An 18,747-nucleotide genomic window follows, 5' to 3' on the forward strand; every position below is an offset into this window, starting at 1 on the left:
TTTTCCCTTTCAGAGTGACGGCAGCCTGGGCGCGATGTCCCTGGCCAGCCGTTCCGCCGCCGGGCACATCTCCTGCGGCTTCTTGACCTTGTCCGAGACGTAGATCTCCACCGTCTCGATCATGGCCCGGCCGTCGCCGGTGAAGGTCCGGTGCGGGATCTCGGCCTGGCAAGCCTCCCACTCGGACGAGATCTCGACGAAGGCCTCCCGCGATCCGAGAGGGATGCGCGTGCCGCCATCCTCGAACGGCGCCCACTCCCGTTCGAACCGGATCGTCACCTCCATGTCGCGGTGGTTCCAGTAGCACTCCCAATTGCCGAAGACCGGATCCGGTTCGGCAGGGCCACCGACGACCTTCGACGGCGAGTCCCCGCCCAGCGCGCAGGCGTCGAGACTCCCGAGCGAGCCGGTGGGGAAGGGGACGGGACGGCGTTTGATCGGTTCCCTGTTCAGCACGGCCGTCGCGTGCACGGCGACAGGATCGACGTAGTCGCACAGATGGGCGTGCCAGTCCTGGATGTGCTTGGCGTGCACCCAGACCTGGTTGCCGTCCGGCAGCGGGATGACCCGCTCGCACTTCTCCTCGGGCTGGCCCGCCACCTCGCGCACGCTCAGCCGCCCCGGCACCGGCTTTTCCAGCAACGGCGCTTTCGGGATCGTCAGTTCGAGGCGGACGTCGACGATGTCCCCGTCGTCGGGGCTCATGCGCAGCAGGATGCCGCAGGCGTTGAAGTTGCCGTTGGCGGTATCCAGTTCGGGGGTGCCGAACTGCTTCAGCACGGAAGGGTCCACCAGCGCGCAGGGATCAGCCGTCCGGAGGTCGCCGACCGAATCGGCCGGACGCGGGGCGGCCGCCATCGACGCCGGTTCCTTCAGGGCGTAGACGAGGCCTCCGACCAGGACGAGCGCCGCGGCGACGCTTCCGATCGCGACGGCACGTTTGGTCACCCGGATCTGCCGGGACCGCGCCGGGGCGGCCACATCCGCGACTTCGGCCAGCAGCTCGGCCGCGCGGACGGCGTTCGGGCGTCCGGCGGGTTTGCGTCGCAGCAGCTCGGTCAGCACCGGTGCCAGCGTTCCCGCCTGGCGGATCGGCTCCAGGGTGTACGACGTCGCCCGCCGGAGCTGGACGAACGGTCCCGCGTTCGGGTCTCCCCACACCGAGGTGCCTTCGACGGCGGTGAACAGCGTCGCGCCGAGCGAGAACACGTCCGCCGCGGCACCCGCCTGATGCCCCTCGGCCATCTCGGGCGCCAGGTAGCCGGGAGTCCCGACGTCGAGGCCGCCGCCGGTGCGCGTCACCTCCGCCCACTGCGCGATGCCGAGGTCGGTGAGTTTCGCGGTGCCGTCCTCGGCCACCAGGACGTTGCCCGGTTTGACGTCGCGGTGGACCATGCCTTTTTCGTGCATCGCCGCGAGCGCGTTGGCGAGCTGGACACCGATCTTCGCCACCTTGCCGGGTGACAACGGACCGTCGGCGTCGATGACGTCGGCGAGGCTGCGCGAAGGCAGGTACTCCATGACGAGCCACCGGTCGTCACCGTCCATCACGGCGTCGAAGACGGTGACCACGTTCGGATGGTGCAGGCCCGCGCCGATCCGCGCCTCACGCCGGATCTGGCCACTGTCCCCGGCCTGCGAACGCTTCAACGCGACGACCCGCCCGAGGTCCTGATCGGTGGCACGCCAGACCACGCCCATGCCCCCGGCGCCGATCCGCTCCTCCAAGCGATAGCGCCCGGCGATCAGCCGGTCACCCATGAGGGGAGTATAGGAGGTTAAGCCCTTTGGGCGATGACCGTGACGGTTCCGGGATCGACTTCGGTGAATCCGGCGTCCCTGACCGCGACGACACCGTCGCGGCGCCACGAGCCTTCGGGATCCTCGACCGGGCACAGCGCTTTCCAGGTCGCGACCGGCGGAGTCCGCACCGAGCACCGGAACCCGGTCTCGGCCCAGGCCGCCAGTTCGGCCTCGTCCAGCAGCGAGGCCAGGATCATCGTCGCGTGCCCGACCTGGGCGGATCCCTTGCCGACGGTCATCGAGACCTCGGGGTTCAGCAGCAACCGCGGGAGTCCTTCCGGCGCGGGGCCGGGCTCGTCGGCCGGGAGTTCGCTCCCGGAGATCTGCAGCCGCGAGACCTCTTTCGGCGTATCGACGACGCGGCCGGGCAGCAGGGCCCGCGCCTCGGCACCGTCGACCTCGATCGTGATGCCCGGCAGTTCCTGGACAGCCTGCCAGTGCGCGCCCCGCGCACGACGGGCGACCTTGCGGATCCGGCCGTCGACCCACGCCTTGAGCGGCTCGTGCCATTCACCCTCGGGCCCGGCGCGTTCGTCGAGGCAGACGGCGACCGCGGCCGCCGCGGCGGCCTCCAGCAAAGCGGTCCGGGAAGGTGGTTCGGCGCGTTCCATCCGCAGGATCACCGGCATGGCACGGACCTCGCCGGGGTCCTCGTCGGAGGTGTCCACCGTGTCTTCGGCCGGTAGCCCCAGCCAGTAGGCGTAGCGCGCGGCCAGCGGCTCCAGCACGCTCATGGCCGGGACAGTTCGAGGCCGTCGGCCGCGTCGGCCGCCTCGATCTCACCCCGAGTGACGCCGAGCAGGAACAGCACGGCGTCGAGGTACGGGTGCGAAAGCGCGGTGTCGGCGACCTCGCGCAGCGCGGGCTTCGCGTTGAAGGCGACGCCCATCCCGGCGACCGACAGCATGTCGATGTCGTTCGCCCCGTCGCCGACCGCGACGCACTGCTGCAGCGAGATCTCGTACTCCTCGGCGAACCGGCGCAGTGCCGTCGCCTTGCCCGCGCGGTCCACGATCTCCCCGACCACCCGGCCGGTGAGCTTGCCGTCGACCACTTCGAGCTCGTTCGCGGCGGCGAAGTCGAGGCCGAGGTCGTCCACGAGGGCCTGGATGATCTTGGTGAACCCGCCCGAAACCACCCCGCAGCGGAAGCCCATCCGCTTCAGCGTGCGGATGGTCGTGCGGGCGCCCGGGGTGAGTTCGATCGACGCGGCGACCTCTTCGAGCACCGTCTCCGGCAGGCCTTTCAGTAGGGCGACCCGGCGCTCCAGCGATTCACTGAAGTTCAGTTCGCCGCGCATCGCGGCCTCGGTGATCTCGCGGACCTGGGGTTCGACGCCGGCGTGCGCGCCGAGCATCTCGATGACCTCGCCCTGGATGAGCGTGGAATCGACGTCGAAGACGACCAGCCGCTTGGCCCGGCGGGCGAGCCCGGCCCGCTCGACCGAGATGTCGATCCCGGCCTCGACGGCGGCGTCGGCCAGCGCGGTGCGCAGCGCGGCGTCGGCCTCCGGGGTGTCCTGGGCGAGCGAGGTGTACAGCTCCAGCCCGGTGACCGGGTAGTCGGCGACACTGCGGATCGAGTCGATGTTGACGTTCAGCGCGGCGAGGCGGCGCGCGACGTCGGAGAACGCCCGCGCGGTCACCGGACGGCCGAGCATCAGCAGGACATGCGTCGAGTCCTTCTGGCCGATGGCGAACGGGTCGGCGCCGATGGCCGAACCGATCTTCACCTCGACCTGCATCCCGACCGACGCCATCGCCTGCTCGACGTATTCCTGCAGGCCTTCGGGGTCGCGGTACACCCCGGCGAGCACGCCGAGCACCAGCTGGCCTCTGATGACCACCTGCTCGACGTCGAGGATGTCGACGTCGTGGCGCGACAGCACGGCGAACAGCACCGAGGACACGCCCGGCTTGTCGGGACCGGTGGTGGTGATGAGAACTGGTGTCTGCGTCACGGGGTCAGTCTCTCTTAGCCGGACATGAAAAAGGCGCGTGCCGCACCTCGGTGTGAGGCAGGGCACGCGCCATTTCCGCTTATCGGGTCACTTCTCGCTGGAGTTGTCCTCGGAGTGATCACCCGGCATGACCGCCTCGGTGAGCACCTGGGACGGCGCCCGGTGGGAGTTGACCTTCTGCTTCCCGAAGAAGCCGATCTCACCCTCCTTGTGGATGCGCTCGACCATATGCGGGTAGTGCAGTTCGAACGCCGGGCGCTCGGACCGGATCCGCGGCAGCTCGGTGAAGTTGTGCCGCGGCGGCGGGCAGGACGTCGCCCATTCGAGCGAGTTGCCGTAGCCCCACGGGTCGTCCACCGTGACGATCTCGCCGTACCGGTAGCTCTTGAAGACGTTCCAGATGAACGGCAGCGTCGAGGCACCGAGGATGTACGCGCCGATCGTGGAGATCGTGTTCAGCGTGGTGAAGCCGTCGGACTGCAGGTAGTCCGCGTACCGGCGCGGCATGCCTTCGGCGCCGAGCCAGTGCTGCACCAGGAACGTGGCGTGGAAGCCGATGAACGTGGTCCAGAAGTGCCACTTGCCGAGCTTCTCGTCCATCATGCGGCCGGTGATCTTCGGGAACCAGAAGTAGATCCCGGCGAACGTGGCGAACACGATCGTGCCGTAGAGCACGTAGTGGAAGTGCGCGACGACGAAGTAGCTGTCCGACACGTGGAAGTCGATCGCCGGCGCGGCCAGCATGATGCCGGTCAGACCGCCGAAGAGGAACGTGACGATGAAGCCCATCGAGAAGATCATCGGCGTCTCGAAGGACAGCTGGCCCTTCCACATCGTGCCGATCCAGTTGAAGAACTTCACGCCCGTCGGGACCGCGATCAGGAAGGTCATGAAGGAGAAGAACGGCAGCAGCACGGCACCGGTCGCGTACATGTGGTGCGCCCACACCGCCACCGACAGCGCGGCGATCGCCAGCGTCGCCCAGACCAGGCCCTTGTATCCGAAGATCGGTTTGCGGCTGAAGACCGGGAAGATCTCCGACACGATCCCGAAGAACGGTAGGGCCACGATATAGACCTCTGGATGGCCGAAGAACCAGAACAGGTGCTGCCAGAGGATCACGCCGCCGTTCGCGGGGTCGAACACATGCGCCCCGAGATGCCGGTCCGCCAGCAGGCCCATCAGGGCCGCGGTCAGGATCGGGAACGCCAGCAGGATCAGGATGCTGGTGACCAGGATGTTCCAGGTGAAGATCGGCATCCGGTACATCGTCATACCGGGGGCGCGCAGGCAGACCACCGTGGTGATCATGTTGACGCCACCGAGGATGGTGCCGAGACCCGAGACGACCAGACCGGAGATCCACAGGTCGGCGCCGACGCCGGGCGAGTGGATGGCGTCCGACAGCGGGGTGTAGGCGAACCAGCCGAAGTCGGCGGCGCCACCCGGGGTCAGGAAGCCGGACATCACGATCAGGCCGCCGAAGAGGTACAGCCAGTACGAGAACGCGTTCAGCCGCGGGAACGCGACGTCCGGCGAACCGATCTGCAGCGGCAGCACGAAGTTCGCGAATCCGAAGAGGATCGGCGTCGCGTACAGCAGCAGCATGATCGTGCCGTGCATCGTGAACAGCTGGTTGTACTGCTCCTGCGAAAGGAACTGCTGCCCGGGACGCGCCAGCTCGGAGCGGATCAGCATCGCCATCGCGCCGCCCACCATGAAGAAGGCGAACGACGTGACCAGATACATGATGCCGATTTGCTTGTGGTCCGTCGTGCGGAACAACCGCAGCAGGTACGAACCCTTAACCGACTCGCGCGCGGGGTACGGGCGCGTGGCGATCGGCTTGGGGGCTACGGCCGTCACTCCTGCCTCCAACACTCAAACCTTGTGGTGGTCAATGTTCTGCCGTCGGCCGGGTTCGGGACCCATTTCGGCGGCTAGTGGGGATCGTAGCCCTCACTACCCACCGTCGCGCGCACCGGCTGGCAAGATCGCGCCGTGACCGACGAACACACGCGTGCGGGAGTGGCCGCCGCGGTCGCTGTAGGTGACCGGTACGGACTGCCGACGGGTGATCCGGAGGTGCTGCATTTCAAGTCGAACGTGCTGGTGAGACTGGGTCCGGTGGTGGCGCGGGTGCCGGGTACGACGCGCTTCGCCAGGCCGTCCCCCGCGGACTGGCTCGCGCGCGACGTCGCGCTGTCGAGGTATCTCACGGAACGTGATGTGCTCGTCGTCTCACCCACCACGGATCCCCCGGCGGGACCGCATTTCGCCGACGGCCTGCCGGTCACGCTCTGGCATTACACCCCTCATGAGCCGGGGCACACGCTGTCGCCGCGAGAGGTGGCGATATCGCTCGCCCGGGTGCACGCCGCACTCGCGGACTACCCCGGTGAACTGCCCGATCTCGGCCCGGTCCGGGAACTCCGGACGCTGCTCGACCGGCACGGGTCCCTCATGGGCGATGCGGCACCCCGGTTGTACGAAGAACTCGAACGGGTCTCCGCGGCACTGCCCGACTTGCCTGTGCGGCCGCTGCACGGGGACGCCCACCCGGGGAACGTCGTCGCGACGGCGGCCGGACCGTGCTGGCTCGACTTCGAGGACACCTGGCGCGGGCCGCTCGGCTGGGACCTCGGCGTGCTCTACGCGGAAGCGGGCGCTCCGGCTCTCTCCGCCTATCCGGCCGATGTGGCGTCTTCGTCGCTGGAGCCGTTCATCGCGCTTCGGCGGTTGTTCGAGGTTCCCTGGCGGTTCGTGATCGCGCGGCGGTTCCCTTCGCGGCTCGGGGAGGCCGAAGCGGCCCTGGAGCGCTACTTCTCCCGCGTCTAGTCCTCTAGTTGCGGAGGTTGGTAATGCGAACCACCGCAACTAGAGGACTACTTGCGTGGCGCTACACGGCCTCCATCAGGAGTTGAGCCGCCACATCGACGCCGTCCGTCCGCACCTCACCGCCGACGCGACCGGCCCGCTCGGCGACCCCGGGCCGCAGCACCTCCGCCAGCGCGGAGGTCAGCGACTCCGCCGTCGGCTCCCCGGTGATCGAGGTCCCGACCCCGAGGTCCCGGACGCGCTGCGCGAAATACGGCTGGTCGAACATCTGCGGGACGAGCACCTGCGGCACCCCGGCCCGGGTCGCCGCCGTGGTCGTCCCGGCGCCGCCGTGGTGCACGACCGCCGCGACCCGCGGGAAGAGCGCCTGCTGGTTGACGTCCCCGATGGCGATGCAGTCGGGTTCGTCGTCGATCAGCGACAGTCCGGTCCAGCCGCGGAACACGACCGCCCGCCGCCCGTGCGCCCTCGCCGCCTCGATCATCGCCTTCGCGATCTCCTCCGGAGCGCGAATGCTCCCGAATCCGAAGTAGACCGGCGGTTCCCCGTCGTCGAGGAACGCCTCCAGTTCCGGGGACAACGGGCTGTGATCAGGCAGGATCCAGGCCCCGGTCTGGTGCACGTCCAGCGCCGACGGTCCCCGCCACGGCGCCAGCACCGGATCGGCGGCCAGCCACGGCTGTTCGGTGAAGATGTGCCCGCGGACGTCGCCGACCGGCGGCAGGCCCAGCAGTTTCCGCCGCGCGTCGAGCACCTCGCCCCATTGCCCGTTCCACCGTTCCGCGTCGTCGGCCCACAAGGCCGGGATGGTGGCATCGGGATTCTTCGGCGCCCACCCCGGGAAAACGGGCGGACGATGGTGCAGGGAAGGCAGCGTTATCGGGCAATAGGCGGTGAAGAAATACGGGATCCCTATTCTTTCCGCCACCGAATGGGCGGCGATGTTCAACGCCATTCCCGCGACGACGGCGTCGCAGCCCTCGGCCACGTCCGGCATCGTCTCGAACTGGTCGACCACCACGGCCTCGGCCATCGCGCGCCGCCCCTCGGGCGTGGCCATCGCCTTGGTCATCGCGGAATCCGGTTTCGCGGTCGACCGGAGCCCGGGACCCAACGGGGCGAAGGAAATCCCGAGCCCTTCGGCCCATTCACGGAAATCCGGCGGCGCGCACAGCCGGACCTCCTGGCCGAGTTCCCGCAATCGCACCGCCAAGGCGACCAGCGGCTGTACCTCACCCCTCGTCCCGATAGTGGACAGGAGTACACGCATGGGAATCCCCCTTCGGCAAAACGTGAAGGCACGAATTGTGGACCGGGAATGGGGGCTTGCCGCAAGTCCCCCTGTCCGCTATACCTTTGAAGGGGCGAGGGAAACGTTTCTACGCGGGGTACCAGCCCAAGATCGCTTCGACGACTCCGGCCGGATCCTCCAGCGGCGTCAGATGTCCCACCTCCGGCAGCACGACCAGCGTCGCGTCCGGCAGCGTCTCCACCAGGGTGTTCGCCGCGGCCGGCGGGGTCAGGCCATCCTCTTCGCCGACCACGACCAGCGCCGGCACGTTCGCCGATCGCAGTGTCTCGACCGAATCGGGCCGTGCCGCCATCGCGCGCGCCGCCCACGCGATGCCCGACGGCGGCTGTGTCGTGATCAGTTCGCGAAGCCGATCCGCCACCTCGGGCCGGGTGTTCTCGGCGAGCAATCCGGGGGTGAGGGTTTCGGGCAGCCACCCGGCGCCTTCGGCTTCGACCCGGGCCGCGAGGTCGTGCCGGGCCTGCGCTGCCTCGGGGGTGTCGGCGGCCGCCTTGGTGTCGAGGAAAACGAGGCCGCCCACGCGTTCCGGTGCGACACGCAGCACCGCCATCGTCAGGTAGCCGCCCATCGAGCAGCCGCCGAGAACGACCCTGTCGAGTTCGAGCCGGTCGAGCAACGCCACGACATCGCGGGCGGCGTCGTCCAGGCTCGGCTCCCGGCCGGTTTCGGGCAGTGGGCTGCGGCCGAGGCCGCGCTGGTCGGGCGTGATCAGCCGGAGGCGCTCCGAGAGCGGCGCGCGGACCGCGTCCCACATCCGGGCGTCGACGGGGAAGGCGTGCAGCAGTACCAGCGGGAGATCCTTCATGGCGACAATTCTGTCGCACCCCCGCGCTACCGTCGGATCCGTGCTGACAGAGATCAAAACGGAGAGGCTGCTGCTGCGGAGGCTGCGCGAGGAAGATCGCGAGAACATCGTCGCGCTGCAAGCCGATCCCGAGACGAACAAGTTCAACGCCGAGCCGCACACCGTCGAAGGTTCGCAGGAACTGTACGACGCCTGGATGAAGCAATGGGCCGAGCACGGGTTCGGCTACCTCACGGTGTCCGCTTCGGACGAGCCGGAGGTCATCGTCGGCTTCGGCGGAGTCCGGTATCACGAATGGAACGGCGAGCGCGTGCTGAACCTCGCGTACCGCTTCTGGCCGTTCGCCTGGGGCAAGGGCTACGCGACGGAGATGGCGGCCGCCGTCGTCGACTGGGCCGAGCGGGAGATCCCCGGCGTCCCGGTGATCGCCAACATCATGGCGTCCAACACCCCGTCGATCCGGGTCGCCGAGCGGCTCGGGTTCAAGATCCACACGGAGGAGGAATTCGCGGGAGAACCTTCACTGCACCTGCGGCGCTGACTCACCAGCGGCCCGGACGTCGCCGGGACCGCGCGTCCCAGCACGCCTTGTGCCAATGGCGGCGGTCGGCGACCCCGCCGGTGTCGTCGGCGGGCCAGACGACCAGATGCGGGGTCCCCGGCCGGATCTCGTGGTCGCAGCCGGGGCAGCGGTAGTCCTTGGTGGCTTGCGCGCCGGGCACGGTCCGGACGAGCCACTCCCCGTCCGTGGCGGATTCGGAGCGCGCCCAGCCGGTCGACGCGCCGAGGTCGGGGCGTCCACCGCGGTCGGGACGGTTACGTCGAGGCACCCCGGAACCGTAACCGGAGGCCTGACTCAGTCGCCGAAGTAGGCGCCCGGCGTCACACCGACAGCCCGTCGGAAAGCGACGACGAAGGCGCTCGGCGACGAGTAGCCGATCCGGCGGGAGACCGCCGTCAGCGGCATGTCCCCGGCCAGCAGCGGCAATGACGCGCGCAGCCGGGCCTGCACCCGCCACGCGCCGAACGTCGTCCGGCACTCGGCGAGGAACAGCCGCGCGAGCGTGCGTTCGCTCGCGCCCACGTCGCGCGCGAAGTCCGCGAGAGCACGCCGGTCCGCCGGATCGGAGATCACCGCCCGGGCGACGGTCAGCGCCCGCTCGTCGGACGGCATCGGCACGGTGATCGGCACGACGTCCACCGGTTCGAGCAGGTCGAAGACGACGGCTTCGGCGCGGCGGCGGGCGCCGTCGTCGAGCGCGGCCGAGCCCAGGTGGTCCAGCAGTTCCCGCAGCAGCGGCCGGACGGCGACAAGTGTCGGCACGGGCCAGCGGACCGGGCACCGGTCCTGAGCCGCGTAGACACCCCGCAACACGGTCTGCGCGGTGGCACCGGTCCGGTGGACGACACCGGCCGGGATCCACAGCGCCCTCGTCGGCGGGAGCACCCAGTGCTGCTCGCCGACGTTCACGCTCAAGATCCCCCGCGCCGCCCAGGCGAGCTGGTGACCGTCGTGCTCGTGCCACGGCAACCAGGTGCCCGCGGGCAGATCCATCTCGCCGAGCACCATCGCCGTCGTCATCGGGGGAAGGAGTCCGATTTTCGACATCACTTGGCAGCCTATCGCCTACCAGCCACGGCTAGCTTCGGATTCATGCCGATGAACCTGGTGCACCGCAAACTCTGCAGTTCCGCGCTGTGGGCGAAGGCCGTCGCCCACGAGATGCCGGGCAACGTCGCCGGTTTCGATCTCGGTGACTCCGTACTGGAGATCGGCCCCGGCTACGGCGCGACCACCCGGGCGCTGGTCGGGCTCGTCCCCCGGCTCACCTCCATCGAGATCGACGAAGCGTCGGCGGACCTTCTCAAGAGCGAGTTCGACGGCCGTGTGCGGATCGTCCAGGGCGACGGCGCGGCGATGCCGTTCGAGGACGGCGAGTTCTCCGCCGTCGTCTGCTTCACGATGCTGCACCACGTGCCGACGACGAAGTTGCAGGACGCGATCTTCGCCGAGGCTTTCCGGGTGCTCCGCCCCGGCGGAGTCCTGCGGGCGATGGACAGCCTGGCGAGTGTGCCGTTCCGGCTTTTCCACCTCGGCGACACGATGAACGCCCTCGACCCGGTCTCGGTCTGGCCCCGGCTCCAGGACGCCGGATTCACCGGTATCAAGGTCGACCACGTCCCGAAACGCTCCATCAGTTTCTCGGCGAGGAAGCCGGACTGAACGCGGGATTAGCCGCGCGCGAGGACCAGGGGGACGAGTTGTTCGGCCGGGGTCAGCGAGCCGTGCTGACCGACCAGAGAGGACTCGACGGCCTCGGCCAGTTCCCGCACGAGCCCGAATCGCCCCTTCGCCGCCACGACGACGTCACCGATCCGCGGCCGGACCCGGTCGGCGACCGGCCCGAACCAGCCCGCTTCGATGGCCTCGTCGCGGGAGAGGGTCCACGCCCGGTCACTGATCACTTCGCGCCAGGCCGCCAGCACGTCGGCCTCCGCCCCCGGTTCGGTGTAGACGTGCCGTGCCCGGACCTCGCCGCCGATGGCCCGGACGCCGCCGAGCAGCGCGGGCGTCTCGTCGATGTCGAGCGCGCCCTCGACGGTCACCATGCCGTGGTCGGCCACGACCGCGAGGAGCGCGCCGGACGGCAGACCGTCCACAAGGGACTCGACCAGCCTGTCGACCTGCCGCAGCTGCATCCGCCACGGTGGCGAACCGGGGCCGTAGATGTGGCCCAGCATGTCGAGTTCGCTGTGATAGCCCCAGCAGAACGCCGGCCGCGTCTCGAGACACCGCAGGATGCAGGCGGCCAGGTCGCCGAGCGCGTGGACGCCCACGTAGCGGGCGCCGGACTGCGTCGCCCGGGTGAGCGCGGTGTCGGCGAACTTCGCCGAGGACACGACGCTGGTGGTGATCCCGGCGGCCGCGGCGCGCTCGAACGTCGTCGGGAGGGGCTGCACCTCGCGCGGCGGCAGCGCCCCGCGGAGATCGCCGCCGTCCACGTGACTCGACCAGCGCAACGCGTTCATGACGCCCGCCCCCGGGACTTCGAAGCTGTAGCCGACCAGGCCGTGCTCCCCCGAGGCCAGCCCCGTGCCGATCGCGCCGAGCCCCGCCGCCGTCGTCGCCGGGAAACCGACCCGCAGCGGCGACTTGGCCAGCTGCGTGAGCACGGGCGCGTCGGCGGCGTGCTCGGCCAGCAGTTCCCAGCCGAGACCGTCGATGAGCAGGACGCACGCGCTGGACGCCTCGGCCAGGCTCAGCGAGTTGGCGAACCCGGCGCCACCGAGGGCGGAAAGCACGGACGGGACGACTTGGCCGAGATGCGGCACGTGTGCCGCGACAGGCAGTTCCACCCGGCCAGCTTCTCATCTCGGAGCGGCGTCCGGGATGAGAAGATGAGCGCATGCCGACTTACGCCTACCGCTGCCGCGAGTGCACCGAGACCTTCGAACTGCTCCGGCCGATGAGCGAGTCCGGCGCGCCCGCGCCGTGCCCGGAGGGCCACCAGGACACCGTCAAGCTGCTGACGACCGTCGCGCTGACCGGATCGGCCTCCGGCCCGGCCACTGTTCCCGCAGGTGGGGGCGGCGGTTGCTGCGGAGGCGGCTGCTGCGGCTGACCACTCGTTCGGGTGGCCTAACGTGTGATCGCCCGAATGGCGGGTACCTCCCTCCCACCAGTCTGGATCCTCCAGTCGTGGGAAGGGAGAAGCCCAGTGGCCACATCAGCACTGGCGGCCGTCGATTTCGGTCAAGGCGTGTCCAGCGCCTGGAGTTCGGTCGCCACGTTCGTCCCTAAGCTGCTCGCGTTCCTGGTCATCCTGTTCATCGGCTGGCTGATCGCCAAGGCGATCGCGAAGGCCGTGAGCATGGTGCTCGAGAAGGTCGGGTTCAACCGGCTCCTCGAACGCGGGGGCTTCAAGCAGATGCTCGCGCGAGGCCAGTTCGACGCGTCGAACATCATCAGCAAGATCATCTACTACGCGATCCTGCTGATCGCCCTGCAGATCGCGTTCGGCGTGTTCGGCCCGAACCCGGTGAGCTCGCTGCTCAACGACATCGTGGCCTGGCTGCCGCGCGCCATCGTCGCGATCGTCATCGTGGTGATCGCCGGCGCGATCGCCAAGGCGGTCAAGGACCTGGTGGGCAACGCCCTCGGCGGCGTTTCCTACGGCAAGGTGCTCGCCACCATCGCCTCGGTGTTCATCTGGGGCCTCGGCGCGATCGCCGCGCTGAACCAGATCGGCGTGGCCACCGCGGTCACGCTGCCGGTGCTGATCACCGTGCTCGCCACGGTCGGCGGGATCGCCGTCGTCGGTGTCGGCGGTGGCCTGATCAAGCCGATGCAGCAGCGCTGGGAGACCTGGCTCGGCCGGGCCGAGGCGGAGATCCCCGCCGCGAAGGCGCAGGCCGAGGCCTACCAGCGGGGCCGGGAGGACGCGAGCCGCTCCGGTGACGTGCCGACCGAACGGACGACCGCGCACCAGCCGGTGCCCGCCGGGCATCACGCGGTGAACGATCCGAACGTGGCCGGTGGCCAGCACTCGGCCCAGCAGCAGTTCCCGCCGAACCAGGGTCAGGTGCCGCAGCACCAGGATCCCGGCCAGCGGCCCCCCGGCGGGTCAATGCCCCCTCCGCCGGAGTACCGCTGACCTAGAACGGGAACGGGTAGGGCGTCCGGCCGCCCTATCCGTTCCCGGTCGGCAGTACCCGGCTGCCGTCGATCGTGGCGGCCAGTGAACACACTCCGACCAGGCGAGCGGTCGTCCAGTCGCTGGTACTCCAGGCGGTCAGATCGGCCGGGGCGCGGAACGTCCAGCCCTTGGCCTTGGCTTCGTCCAGCAGCCCTCGCGTATAGCCGGCGAGCAGCACCACCCCGGCGACGGCCGCCGAACCTTCGACCCCCGCCGCGAGGATGTCCCGTACCGCGGCGGAGTGCTGATCGAAGACCGCCGACAGCCCGGGAAGAGCCGCCGCCGCGGCTAGCCCGGCGACGCCGATCTGCTCGTGAAGCCGCGAAAGCGTGCTACGAGCCGAAGATTCCACCCAGGACGAGACCAGATCTTTCACCCGACCAGGTTAGCCAGGTCGGACGATTTGTCGACATCCCGGTGATCACGATCGCAGTGATTCAGCACGCTTTGAGTGCCTGATCCAGGTCGTGCCAGAGATCCTCGATGTCCTCCAGCCCCACCGACATGCGGATGAGCCGGTCGGTGACGCCCGCCCCGCGCCGGTCGTCCTCGGCGACGATCCGGTGGCTGATCGACGCGGGATGCTGGATGAGCGAGTCCACGCTGCCGAGGCTGACGGCCGGGGTGATCAACCGGACCGCGCCGATGAGCGCGTGCGGATCACCGTCGACCTCGAAAGCGATCAGCGGACCGCCGATGCCCGGATAGTGCACGGCGCTCACGTTCGCGTGACCGCGAAGCCGCTCGACGAGCTCGGCGGCCGTCGCGGACGCGGCGTTGACGCGCAGCGGAAGGGTCGAAAGGCCGCGAAGCAGCATGTACCCGGCCAGCGGGTGCAGCACGCCGCCGGTGGCGAACCGGATCTGCCGCAACATCCCGGCGTCCTCGGCGTTGCACGCGACCACGCCGCCCATGACGTCGCCGTGGCCACCGAGGAACTTGGTCGCGCTGTGCAGGACGAAGCGGGCCCCGTGGCGTCCGGGCCGCTGGAGCACGGGAGTCGCGAAGGTGTTGTCGACCAGCACCGGGACTTCGCCCGCCGCGCGCACGATCTCGGCGATGTCGACCTCGCGCAGGGTCGGGTTCGCCGGCGTTTCGAGCAGCACAAGCCCGGTTTCGGGGCGCAGCGCCGCGGCGACACCCTCCGGATCGGCCCAGGTCACCTCGGTGCCGAGCAGACCGGACGTGAGCATGTGGTCGGTGCAGCCGTAGACCGGCCGGACGGCGACGATGTGCCGCTTGCCCTGCGCGACGGCGGCCAGCAGCGAGGCCGACACCGCGGCCATGCCGGTGGCGAACGCGACGGCGTCGTCGAATCCTTCGAGTTCGGCCAGCGCCTTCTCGAACCGCTCGACGGTCGGATTGCTCAGCCGCCCGTAGACCGGGAGCCCGGACAGCGAGCCCGTGGTGGCGAACTCGTCGATGCGGGCCGCCTCTTCGACGCTGTCCCGCGACGGGTAGGTCGTGGACAGGTCGAGCGGTGCGGCGTGGACGCCGAGGTCCGTGAGATCGTCACGGCCGGCGTGGACGGCCCGGGTGCGCAGCGTTGCGGTCATACCGAGATGGTGCGATTTTCTCCGGATCGAACGCAATATCCTCGGATATCATTCGCGGATGTCGGATTCTGTCGAACTGAGCACGGCCGACCTGCGGATTCTGCGGCTGCTGCAGAACGACGCCCGGATCTCGAACAAGGATCTGGCCGCCGAGGTCGGCATCGCGCCGTCGACCTGCCTCGACCGTGTCAACCGGCTGCGCGAGCTCGGGGTGATCATCGGCCAGCGCGCGGAGGTCGACGCCGCCAAACTCGGCCGCCCGCTCGAAGCGCTCCTGTTCGTCCAGGTCCGGCCGCACCGGCGGACGCTGGTGGACGCGTTCGTCGAGCATCTGCTGTCGTTGCCCGAGGTCCGCGCGGTCTACCACCTGACCGGACCGGACGACTTCCTCGCGCACGTCGCCACCGCTTCGGCGACCGAGCTGCAACGGCTGGTGCTCGACGAGCTGACCGCCCGCGACGAGGTCGCCAGGGTGCACACGAACCTGGTCTTCCAGCACTGGAGCGGGGGACCTTTGCTCCCGCCGGGCCAGGCCGTGTCCTAGTCGATCCGGACCTTGAACGGATGGCCGACGTCGGTGGGGCAGGTGAAGATGTTCAGCGCTCCCCTGCGATGGAACGACCAGCCCGCCGGTTCGTCCTCGGCGACCTCGCAGCCGCAGCCGACCTCGTGTTCCTCCGTGGCCAGCGAGATCGTCTGCCGCAGCTCCGCACCGCATTCCCGGCAGCCCAGCTCGTGACGGCCGGTCGCGTACCAGGCCGTCCAGCCGCCGATTTTCGAGTAGTGCGCCAGCTCCGGCCAGCCCTCCGGATCGTCGCTCGCGTCTTCGGGGATGCCGAGCGCGGCGCGGGTCTCCGCCGGGAAGTCGCAGAGCCGGGGCAGTTCGTCGATCGAGCACGGTTCGAAAACGCAGGGTTCCGGCAGGTAAGCGGCCTCGGCGTCCTCGGGAGCGGGCGGCGGGTCCGTGAGGTCCCCGACCTCGCCGGAATCGCGCCACACCAGCCGGACCGCGGGCCCTTGATGATGCGGGCTGTTGTGCTGCATCGGGCAGAACAGGATCTGGAGAACGTCGGTGCCCTCCGGGAAGGGCAGCTCGGGGAAGTCGTCGCGGAAGAACTGCGCCGCGCTGACCATCACCGGGACCGGCCCGTCGAGCGGATGCCCGCCCGCCCAGGCGTCGTCGGACGCGTCCGGGTCGGGAGGCCAGGTCACCGGGCACTCGGGCCACGGCTCGTCCGACGGCCAGAGCAGCGGGCCGCCGAAGTGGCTTTCGTCAGGGCGAGGCTCGCCCGGCGCGGGGTGCAGCCGGATGGCCGTCCGGACCAGGTCGTTCAGGCCGGGGATCGGCACCCCGCCGTATGTCAGCTGACGCACCCACGGGAGCTTAGAGGTCTGGCAGCGGATCTTCAGGTTTTGCCGCATTCCGCGAGATCTCCGCGTCGGCGGCGTGGACGGCCGCGATGTACTCGTCGTCGATCTCGTAGACGATGCCGTTGAACTTGAACCACGGGTTGCCGCCCGTCTCCACGGGGCCGATCCGATGGTTTCGCAGGGTCACCGAGATGACGCGTTTCGGCGTCGTCCTGCTCCAATGCCCGGTCGACAGCACCGTGATCGTCTTGCGGGTCACCGCGAAGAACACGCTGGGATTGGTGCTGCCGAAGATGTCGGCTGGGAACACGTACTGGATCTCGTCGTCCGGATCGAGGAATTCCTTGATCCGGTTCCTGACCCCCGAGGAAACCGGCATTGAGCCAGGCTACCCAGCCCGGCCACCGCTCGTGAGTGGTAAGGACGGTTAGAACCGTCCGTACCACTCACGAGGTGCCGCCTGGCGCGGCACGGTCAGTGCACAATCGCCGTGGCCGATGCCCCCAATGCGGCATTGGAGACGCTGAGCGTCTCCAATGCCGCATTGGGGGCATTGCCCGCGAGGCTGAAACCCGGCCACGCCCGCTTGCGGGACGGGGTTCCCGCGTCCTGAAGGACGCAAGTGGTGTTACCTGGCCGAGTAGTCCTTGAAGCCCTTCCCCGTCTTCCGGCCGAGCCGTCCGGCGGTCACGAGGTGCTCCAGCAGCGGCGCGGGCGCGAAGCCCTCCTCGCGGAACTCGTTGAACAGGGTCCGCTGGATCGCCAGCGAAACGTCCAGCCCGACGACGTCGAGCAGTTCGAACGGGCCCATCGGCAGCCCGCAGCCCACCTTCATCGCGGTGTCGATGTCGTCGGCCTCCGCGTAGTGCGCCTCGAGCATCTTCACCGCGTCGTTGAGATACGGGAACAGCAGCGCGTTGACGATGAACCCGGCCCGGTCGCCGCAGTGCACCGGATGCTTGCCCACCGCCGCGCAGACGGCGTCCACGGTCGCGATCACGTCGGGCGCGGTGGCGATCGTCGAGACGACCTCGACGAGTTTCATCACCGGCGCCGGGTTGAAGAAGTGCACCCCGACGACGTCCGACGGCCGCGAAGTGGCGGCCGCGCATTCGATGACCGGCAGTGAGGACGTGGTCGTCGCCAGGACCGCGCCCGGCTTCACGACGTCGTCGAGCGCGGCGAAAACGGCCTGTTTGACGGCCAGGTCCTCGGCCACCGCCTCGATGACGAGGTCGACGTCGGCCAGTTCGTCGAACTCCACCGCGGGTGAGATCCGGCCGAGTGCGGCGGCGGCGTCCTCTTCGGACAGCCTGCCCTTGACGACGGACTTGTCCAGCGACTTCTTCACCCGCGCGACCGACGCGGCGGCCTTCTCCGCGCTCCGCGCGCGCAGGATGACCTCGTAGCCGCGTTTCGCGAACACCTCGACGATGCCGGTCGCCATGGTCCCGGTCCCGACGACGCCGACCTTGCGCACCTCTCGCGGCGCCACGGTGTCCACTGTGGACGCCTTGACCGAGTCGGTCACCGTCGGCGAATCGGGCTCGTCGTAGGCGTAAAAGCCTTGTCCCGTCTTCCGGCCGAGCAGGCCCGCGGTGATCATCTGCTTCAGCAGCGGCGCCGGCGCGTGGAGCCGGTTGCGCGACTGGTGGTACATCGTGTCGAGGATCTCGTACGCGGTGTCCAGCCCGATGAGGTCGAGCAAAGCCAAGGGCCCCATGGGATATCCGCAGCCGAACCGCATCGCGGCGTCGAGATCCTCGCGCGTGGCGTAGCGCTGCTCGTACATGCGCACGGCGTGGTTGAGATACCCGAACAACAACGCGTTCGCGATGAACCCGGCGCGGTCGCCGATCACCACCGGCGTCTTGCCGAGACGTTCGGCGAACGCGACGACGTCGGTGATCACCTCCGGCTCGGTGACCACCGTGCGGACGATCTCGACCAGCTTGAGGATCGGCGCCGGATTGAAGAAGTGCATCCCGACGACCTTGCCCGGCCGCGCGGTCTGCACCCCGATCTCGGTGATCGACAGCGAGGAGGTGTTGGACACGAAGATCGTGTCCGGGCCGGTGATCTTGTCCAGTTCCGCGAACACGTCGGATTTCGCTTCGAGGTTCTCCGGGATCGCCTCGATCACCAGGTCCACATCGGACAGTTCGGTCAGCGACGTGGTGTACCGGATCCGGCCCAGCAGGGCGTCCCGGCCGCCGGCGTCGAGTTTCCCGCCGGACACCGCCCGTTCGGTCGAATGCTCCAGATGACCCCGGCCCCGGTGCACGCCGTCGTCGTCGATCTCCACCGCGACGACCGACACTCCGCTCCGCGCGAGCACCTCGGCGATCCCGGCACCCATGGTGCCGAGACCGATGACTCCCACACTCGAGATTTCCCGCGCCACA

General features: G+C 69.3%; 20 protein-coding genes. 6 read left to right on the top strand and 14 right to left on the bottom strand.

Annotated elements, in window-relative coordinates:
* Positions 1-9 precede the first annotated feature (9 nt).
* The 4 genes from ACLJPX_RS28815 to ctaD all read right to left on the bottom strand — a co-directional run bounded on the left by ACLJPX_RS28815 (position 10) and on the right by ctaD (position 5,629).
* On the bottom strand, positions 10-1,761 hold the full coding sequence (locus ACLJPX_RS28815; RefSeq protein WP_410603392.1) for a serine/threonine-protein kinase: 1,752 nt from the start codon (positions 1,759-1,761) through the stop codon (positions 10-12).
* 17 nt (positions 1,762-1,778) lie between these two features.
* The gene (locus ACLJPX_RS28820; protein WP_410603394.1) at positions 1,779-2,537 is read right to left on the bottom strand and encodes a peptidyl-tRNA hydrolase; all 759 of its coding nucleotides are present in this window, start codon (positions 2,535-2,537) and stop codon (positions 1,779-1,781) included.
* Complete coding sequence (gene serB / locus ACLJPX_RS28825; protein WP_410603396.1) at positions 2,534-3,763, bottom strand: phosphoserine phosphatase SerB; 1,230 nt, start codon at positions 3,761-3,763, stop codon at positions 2,534-2,536. Before serB ends, ACLJPX_RS28820 begins: the two co-directional genes overlap by 4 nt.
* Before the next feature lie 87 nt (positions 3,764-3,850).
* Positions 3,851-5,629, bottom strand: coding sequence for a cytochrome c oxidase subunit I (ctaD, locus tag ACLJPX_RS28830; protein WP_076162482.1), 1,779 nt, complete (start codon positions 5,627-5,629; stop codon positions 3,851-3,853).
* Positions 5,630-5,764: 135 nt separating this feature from the next.
* Here ctaD and ACLJPX_RS28835 point away from each other — a divergent pair, with 135 nt between their 5' ends.
* The gene (locus tag ACLJPX_RS28835; RefSeq protein ID WP_410603398.1) at positions 5,765-6,601 is read left to right on the top strand and encodes a phosphotransferase; all 837 of its coding nucleotides are present in this window, start codon (positions 5,765-5,767) and stop codon (positions 6,599-6,601) included.
* A 61-nt stretch (positions 6,602-6,662) separates the two neighbouring features.
* Here ACLJPX_RS28835 and ACLJPX_RS28840 read toward each other — a convergent pair whose 3' ends face one another.
* Both ACLJPX_RS28840 and ACLJPX_RS28845 read right to left on the bottom strand, forming a co-directional pair.
* On the bottom strand, positions 6,663-7,871 hold the full coding sequence (locus ACLJPX_RS28840) for a glycosyltransferase (protein WP_410603400.1): 1,209 nt from the start codon (positions 7,869-7,871) through the stop codon (positions 6,663-6,665).
* A 109-nt stretch (positions 7,872-7,980) separates the two neighbouring features.
* Positions 7,981-8,718 carry an alpha/beta fold hydrolase gene (locus tag ACLJPX_RS28845; RefSeq protein WP_410603402.1) on the bottom strand — a complete coding sequence of 246 codons (738 nt, stop codon included), beginning with the start codon at positions 8,716-8,718 and terminating at the stop codon, positions 7,981-7,983.
* 40 nt (positions 8,719-8,758) lie between these two features.
* Here ACLJPX_RS28845 and ACLJPX_RS28850 point away from each other — a divergent pair, with 40 nt between their 5' ends.
* The gene (locus ACLJPX_RS28850; protein WP_410603404.1) at positions 8,759-9,259 is read left to right on the top strand and encodes a GNAT family N-acetyltransferase; all 501 of its coding nucleotides are present in this window, start codon (positions 8,759-8,761) and stop codon (positions 9,257-9,259) included.
* A gap of 1 nt (position 9,260) precedes the next feature.
* On the opposite strand, the gene ACLJPX_RS28855 is transcribed toward ACLJPX_RS28850, so the two are convergent.
* Both ACLJPX_RS28855 and ACLJPX_RS28860 read right to left on the bottom strand, forming a co-directional pair.
* Positions 9,261-9,548 (bottom strand): hypothetical protein, encoded by a 288-nt coding sequence (locus ACLJPX_RS28855; protein WP_101610204.1) that lies wholly within the window; start codon positions 9,546-9,548, stop codon positions 9,261-9,263.
* Positions 9,549-9,574: 26 nt separating this feature from the next.
* On the bottom strand, positions 9,575-10,327 hold the full coding sequence (locus ACLJPX_RS28860; RefSeq protein ID WP_410603406.1) for an AraC family transcriptional regulator: 753 nt from the start codon (positions 10,325-10,327) through the stop codon (positions 9,575-9,577).
* Positions 10,328-10,378: 51 nt separating this feature from the next.
* Between ACLJPX_RS28860 and ACLJPX_RS28865 the strand changes: the two genes are divergently transcribed.
* Positions 10,379-10,942, top strand: coding sequence for a class I SAM-dependent methyltransferase (locus ACLJPX_RS28865; RefSeq protein WP_410603504.1), 564 nt, complete (start codon positions 10,379-10,381; stop codon positions 10,940-10,942).
* An 8-nt stretch (positions 10,943-10,950) separates the two neighbouring features.
* On the opposite strand, the gene ACLJPX_RS28870 is transcribed toward ACLJPX_RS28865, so the two are convergent.
* Positions 10,951-12,075 (bottom strand): alkaline phosphatase family protein, encoded by a 1,125-nt coding sequence (locus ACLJPX_RS28870; protein ID WP_410603408.1) that lies wholly within the window; start codon positions 12,073-12,075, stop codon positions 10,951-10,953.
* A 50-nt stretch (positions 12,076-12,125) separates the two neighbouring features.
* Between ACLJPX_RS28870 and ACLJPX_RS28875 the strand changes: the two genes are divergently transcribed.
* Together ACLJPX_RS28875 and ACLJPX_RS28880 are read left to right on the top strand one after the other, a co-directional pair.
* Entirely contained in the window at positions 12,126-12,341 is a 216-nt protein-coding gene (locus tag ACLJPX_RS28875) for an FmdB family zinc ribbon protein (RefSeq protein WP_410603410.1), read from the top strand.
* 96 nt (positions 12,342-12,437) lie between these two features.
* On the top strand, positions 12,438-13,373 hold the full coding sequence (locus ACLJPX_RS28880; RefSeq protein ID WP_410603412.1) for a mechanosensitive ion channel family protein: 936 nt from the start codon (positions 12,438-12,440) through the stop codon (positions 13,371-13,373).
* A gap of 34 nt (positions 13,374-13,407) precedes the next feature.
* On the opposite strand, the gene ACLJPX_RS28885 is transcribed toward ACLJPX_RS28880, so the two are convergent.
* Positions 13,408-13,791, bottom strand: a complete 384-nt coding sequence (locus tag ACLJPX_RS28885) for a DUF6401 family natural product biosynthesis protein (protein WP_410603414.1) — start codon at positions 13,789-13,791, stop codon at positions 13,408-13,410.
* Between the two features lie 61 nt (positions 13,792-13,852).
* Entirely contained in the window at positions 13,853-14,971 is a 1,119-nt protein-coding gene (locus ACLJPX_RS28890; RefSeq protein ID WP_410603416.1) for a trans-sulfuration enzyme family protein, read from the bottom strand.
* Between the two features lie 58 nt (positions 14,972-15,029).
* Here ACLJPX_RS28890 and ACLJPX_RS28895 point away from each other — a divergent pair, with 58 nt between their 5' ends.
* On the top strand, positions 15,030-15,515 hold the full coding sequence (locus ACLJPX_RS28895; protein ID WP_410603418.1) for an Lrp/AsnC family transcriptional regulator: 486 nt from the start codon (positions 15,030-15,032) through the stop codon (positions 15,513-15,515).
* Here ACLJPX_RS28895 and ACLJPX_RS28900 read toward each other — a convergent pair.
* From ACLJPX_RS28900 to ACLJPX_RS28910, 3 genes are all read right to left on the bottom strand, one after another.
* Complete coding sequence (locus ACLJPX_RS28900) at positions 15,512-16,345, bottom strand: hypothetical protein (RefSeq protein WP_410603420.1); 834 nt, start codon at positions 16,343-16,345, stop codon at positions 15,512-15,514. The two genes, ACLJPX_RS28895 and ACLJPX_RS28900, sit on opposite strands and share 4 nt — an antisense overlap.
* 10 nt (positions 16,346-16,355) lie before the next feature.
* Entirely contained in the window at positions 16,356-16,721 is a 366-nt protein-coding gene (locus ACLJPX_RS28905) for a hypothetical protein (RefSeq protein WP_410603422.1), read from the bottom strand.
* 249 nt (positions 16,722-16,970) lie between these two features.
* A complete protein-coding gene (locus ACLJPX_RS28910; protein WP_410603424.1) occupies positions 16,971-18,746 on the bottom strand; it encodes a 3-hydroxyacyl-CoA dehydrogenase family protein in 1,776 nt (591 codons plus the stop codon).
* Position 18,747: the final 1 nt, after the last annotated feature.

Source organism: Amycolatopsis sp. lyj-90 (assembly GCF_046549035.1).
In the GTDB taxonomy this organism is placed as follows: domain Bacteria; phylum Actinomycetota; class Actinomycetes; order Mycobacteriales; family Pseudonocardiaceae; genus Amycolatopsis.

What these genes read in the sequence shown, in the direction of transcription:
- ACLJPX_RS28890 (WP_410603416.1), bottom strand. Translation starts at nt 14,971, where the DNA reads ATGACCGCAACGCTGCGCACCCGGGCCGTCCACGCCGGCCGTGACGAT.
- ACLJPX_RS28815 (WP_410603392.1), bottom strand. Translation starts at nt 1,761, where the DNA reads ATGGGTGACCGGCTGATCGCCGGGCGCTATCGCTTGGAGGAGCGGATC.
- ACLJPX_RS28875 (WP_410603410.1), top strand. Translation starts at nt 12,126, where the DNA reads ATGCCGACTTACGCCTACCGCTGCCGCGAGTGCACCGAGACCTTCGAA.
- ACLJPX_RS28860 (WP_410603406.1), bottom strand. Translation starts at nt 10,327, where the DNA reads ATGTCGAAAATCGGACTCCTTCCCCCGATGACGACGGCGATGGTGCTC.
- ACLJPX_RS28820 (WP_410603394.1), bottom strand. Translation starts at nt 2,537, where the DNA reads ATGAGCGTGCTGGAGCCGCTGGCCGCGCGCTACGCCTACTGGCTGGGG.
- ACLJPX_RS28865 (WP_410603504.1), top strand. Translation starts at nt 10,379, where the DNA reads ATGAACCTGGTGCACCGCAAACTCTGCAGTTCCGCGCTGTGGGCGAAG.
- ACLJPX_RS28845 (WP_410603402.1), bottom strand. Translation starts at nt 8,718, where the DNA reads ATGAAGGATCTCCCGCTGGTACTGCTGCACGCCTTCCCCGTCGACGCC.
- ACLJPX_RS28905 (WP_410603422.1), bottom strand. Translation starts at nt 16,721, where the DNA reads ATGCCGGTTTCCTCGGGGGTCAGGAACCGGATCAAGGAATTCCTCGAT.
- ACLJPX_RS28840 (WP_410603400.1), bottom strand. Translation starts at nt 7,871, where the DNA reads ATGCGTGTACTCCTGTCCACTATCGGGACGAGGGGTGAGGTACAGCCG.
- ACLJPX_RS28895 (WP_410603418.1), top strand. Translation starts at nt 15,030, where the DNA reads ATGTCGGATTCTGTCGAACTGAGCACGGCCGACCTGCGGATTCTGCGG.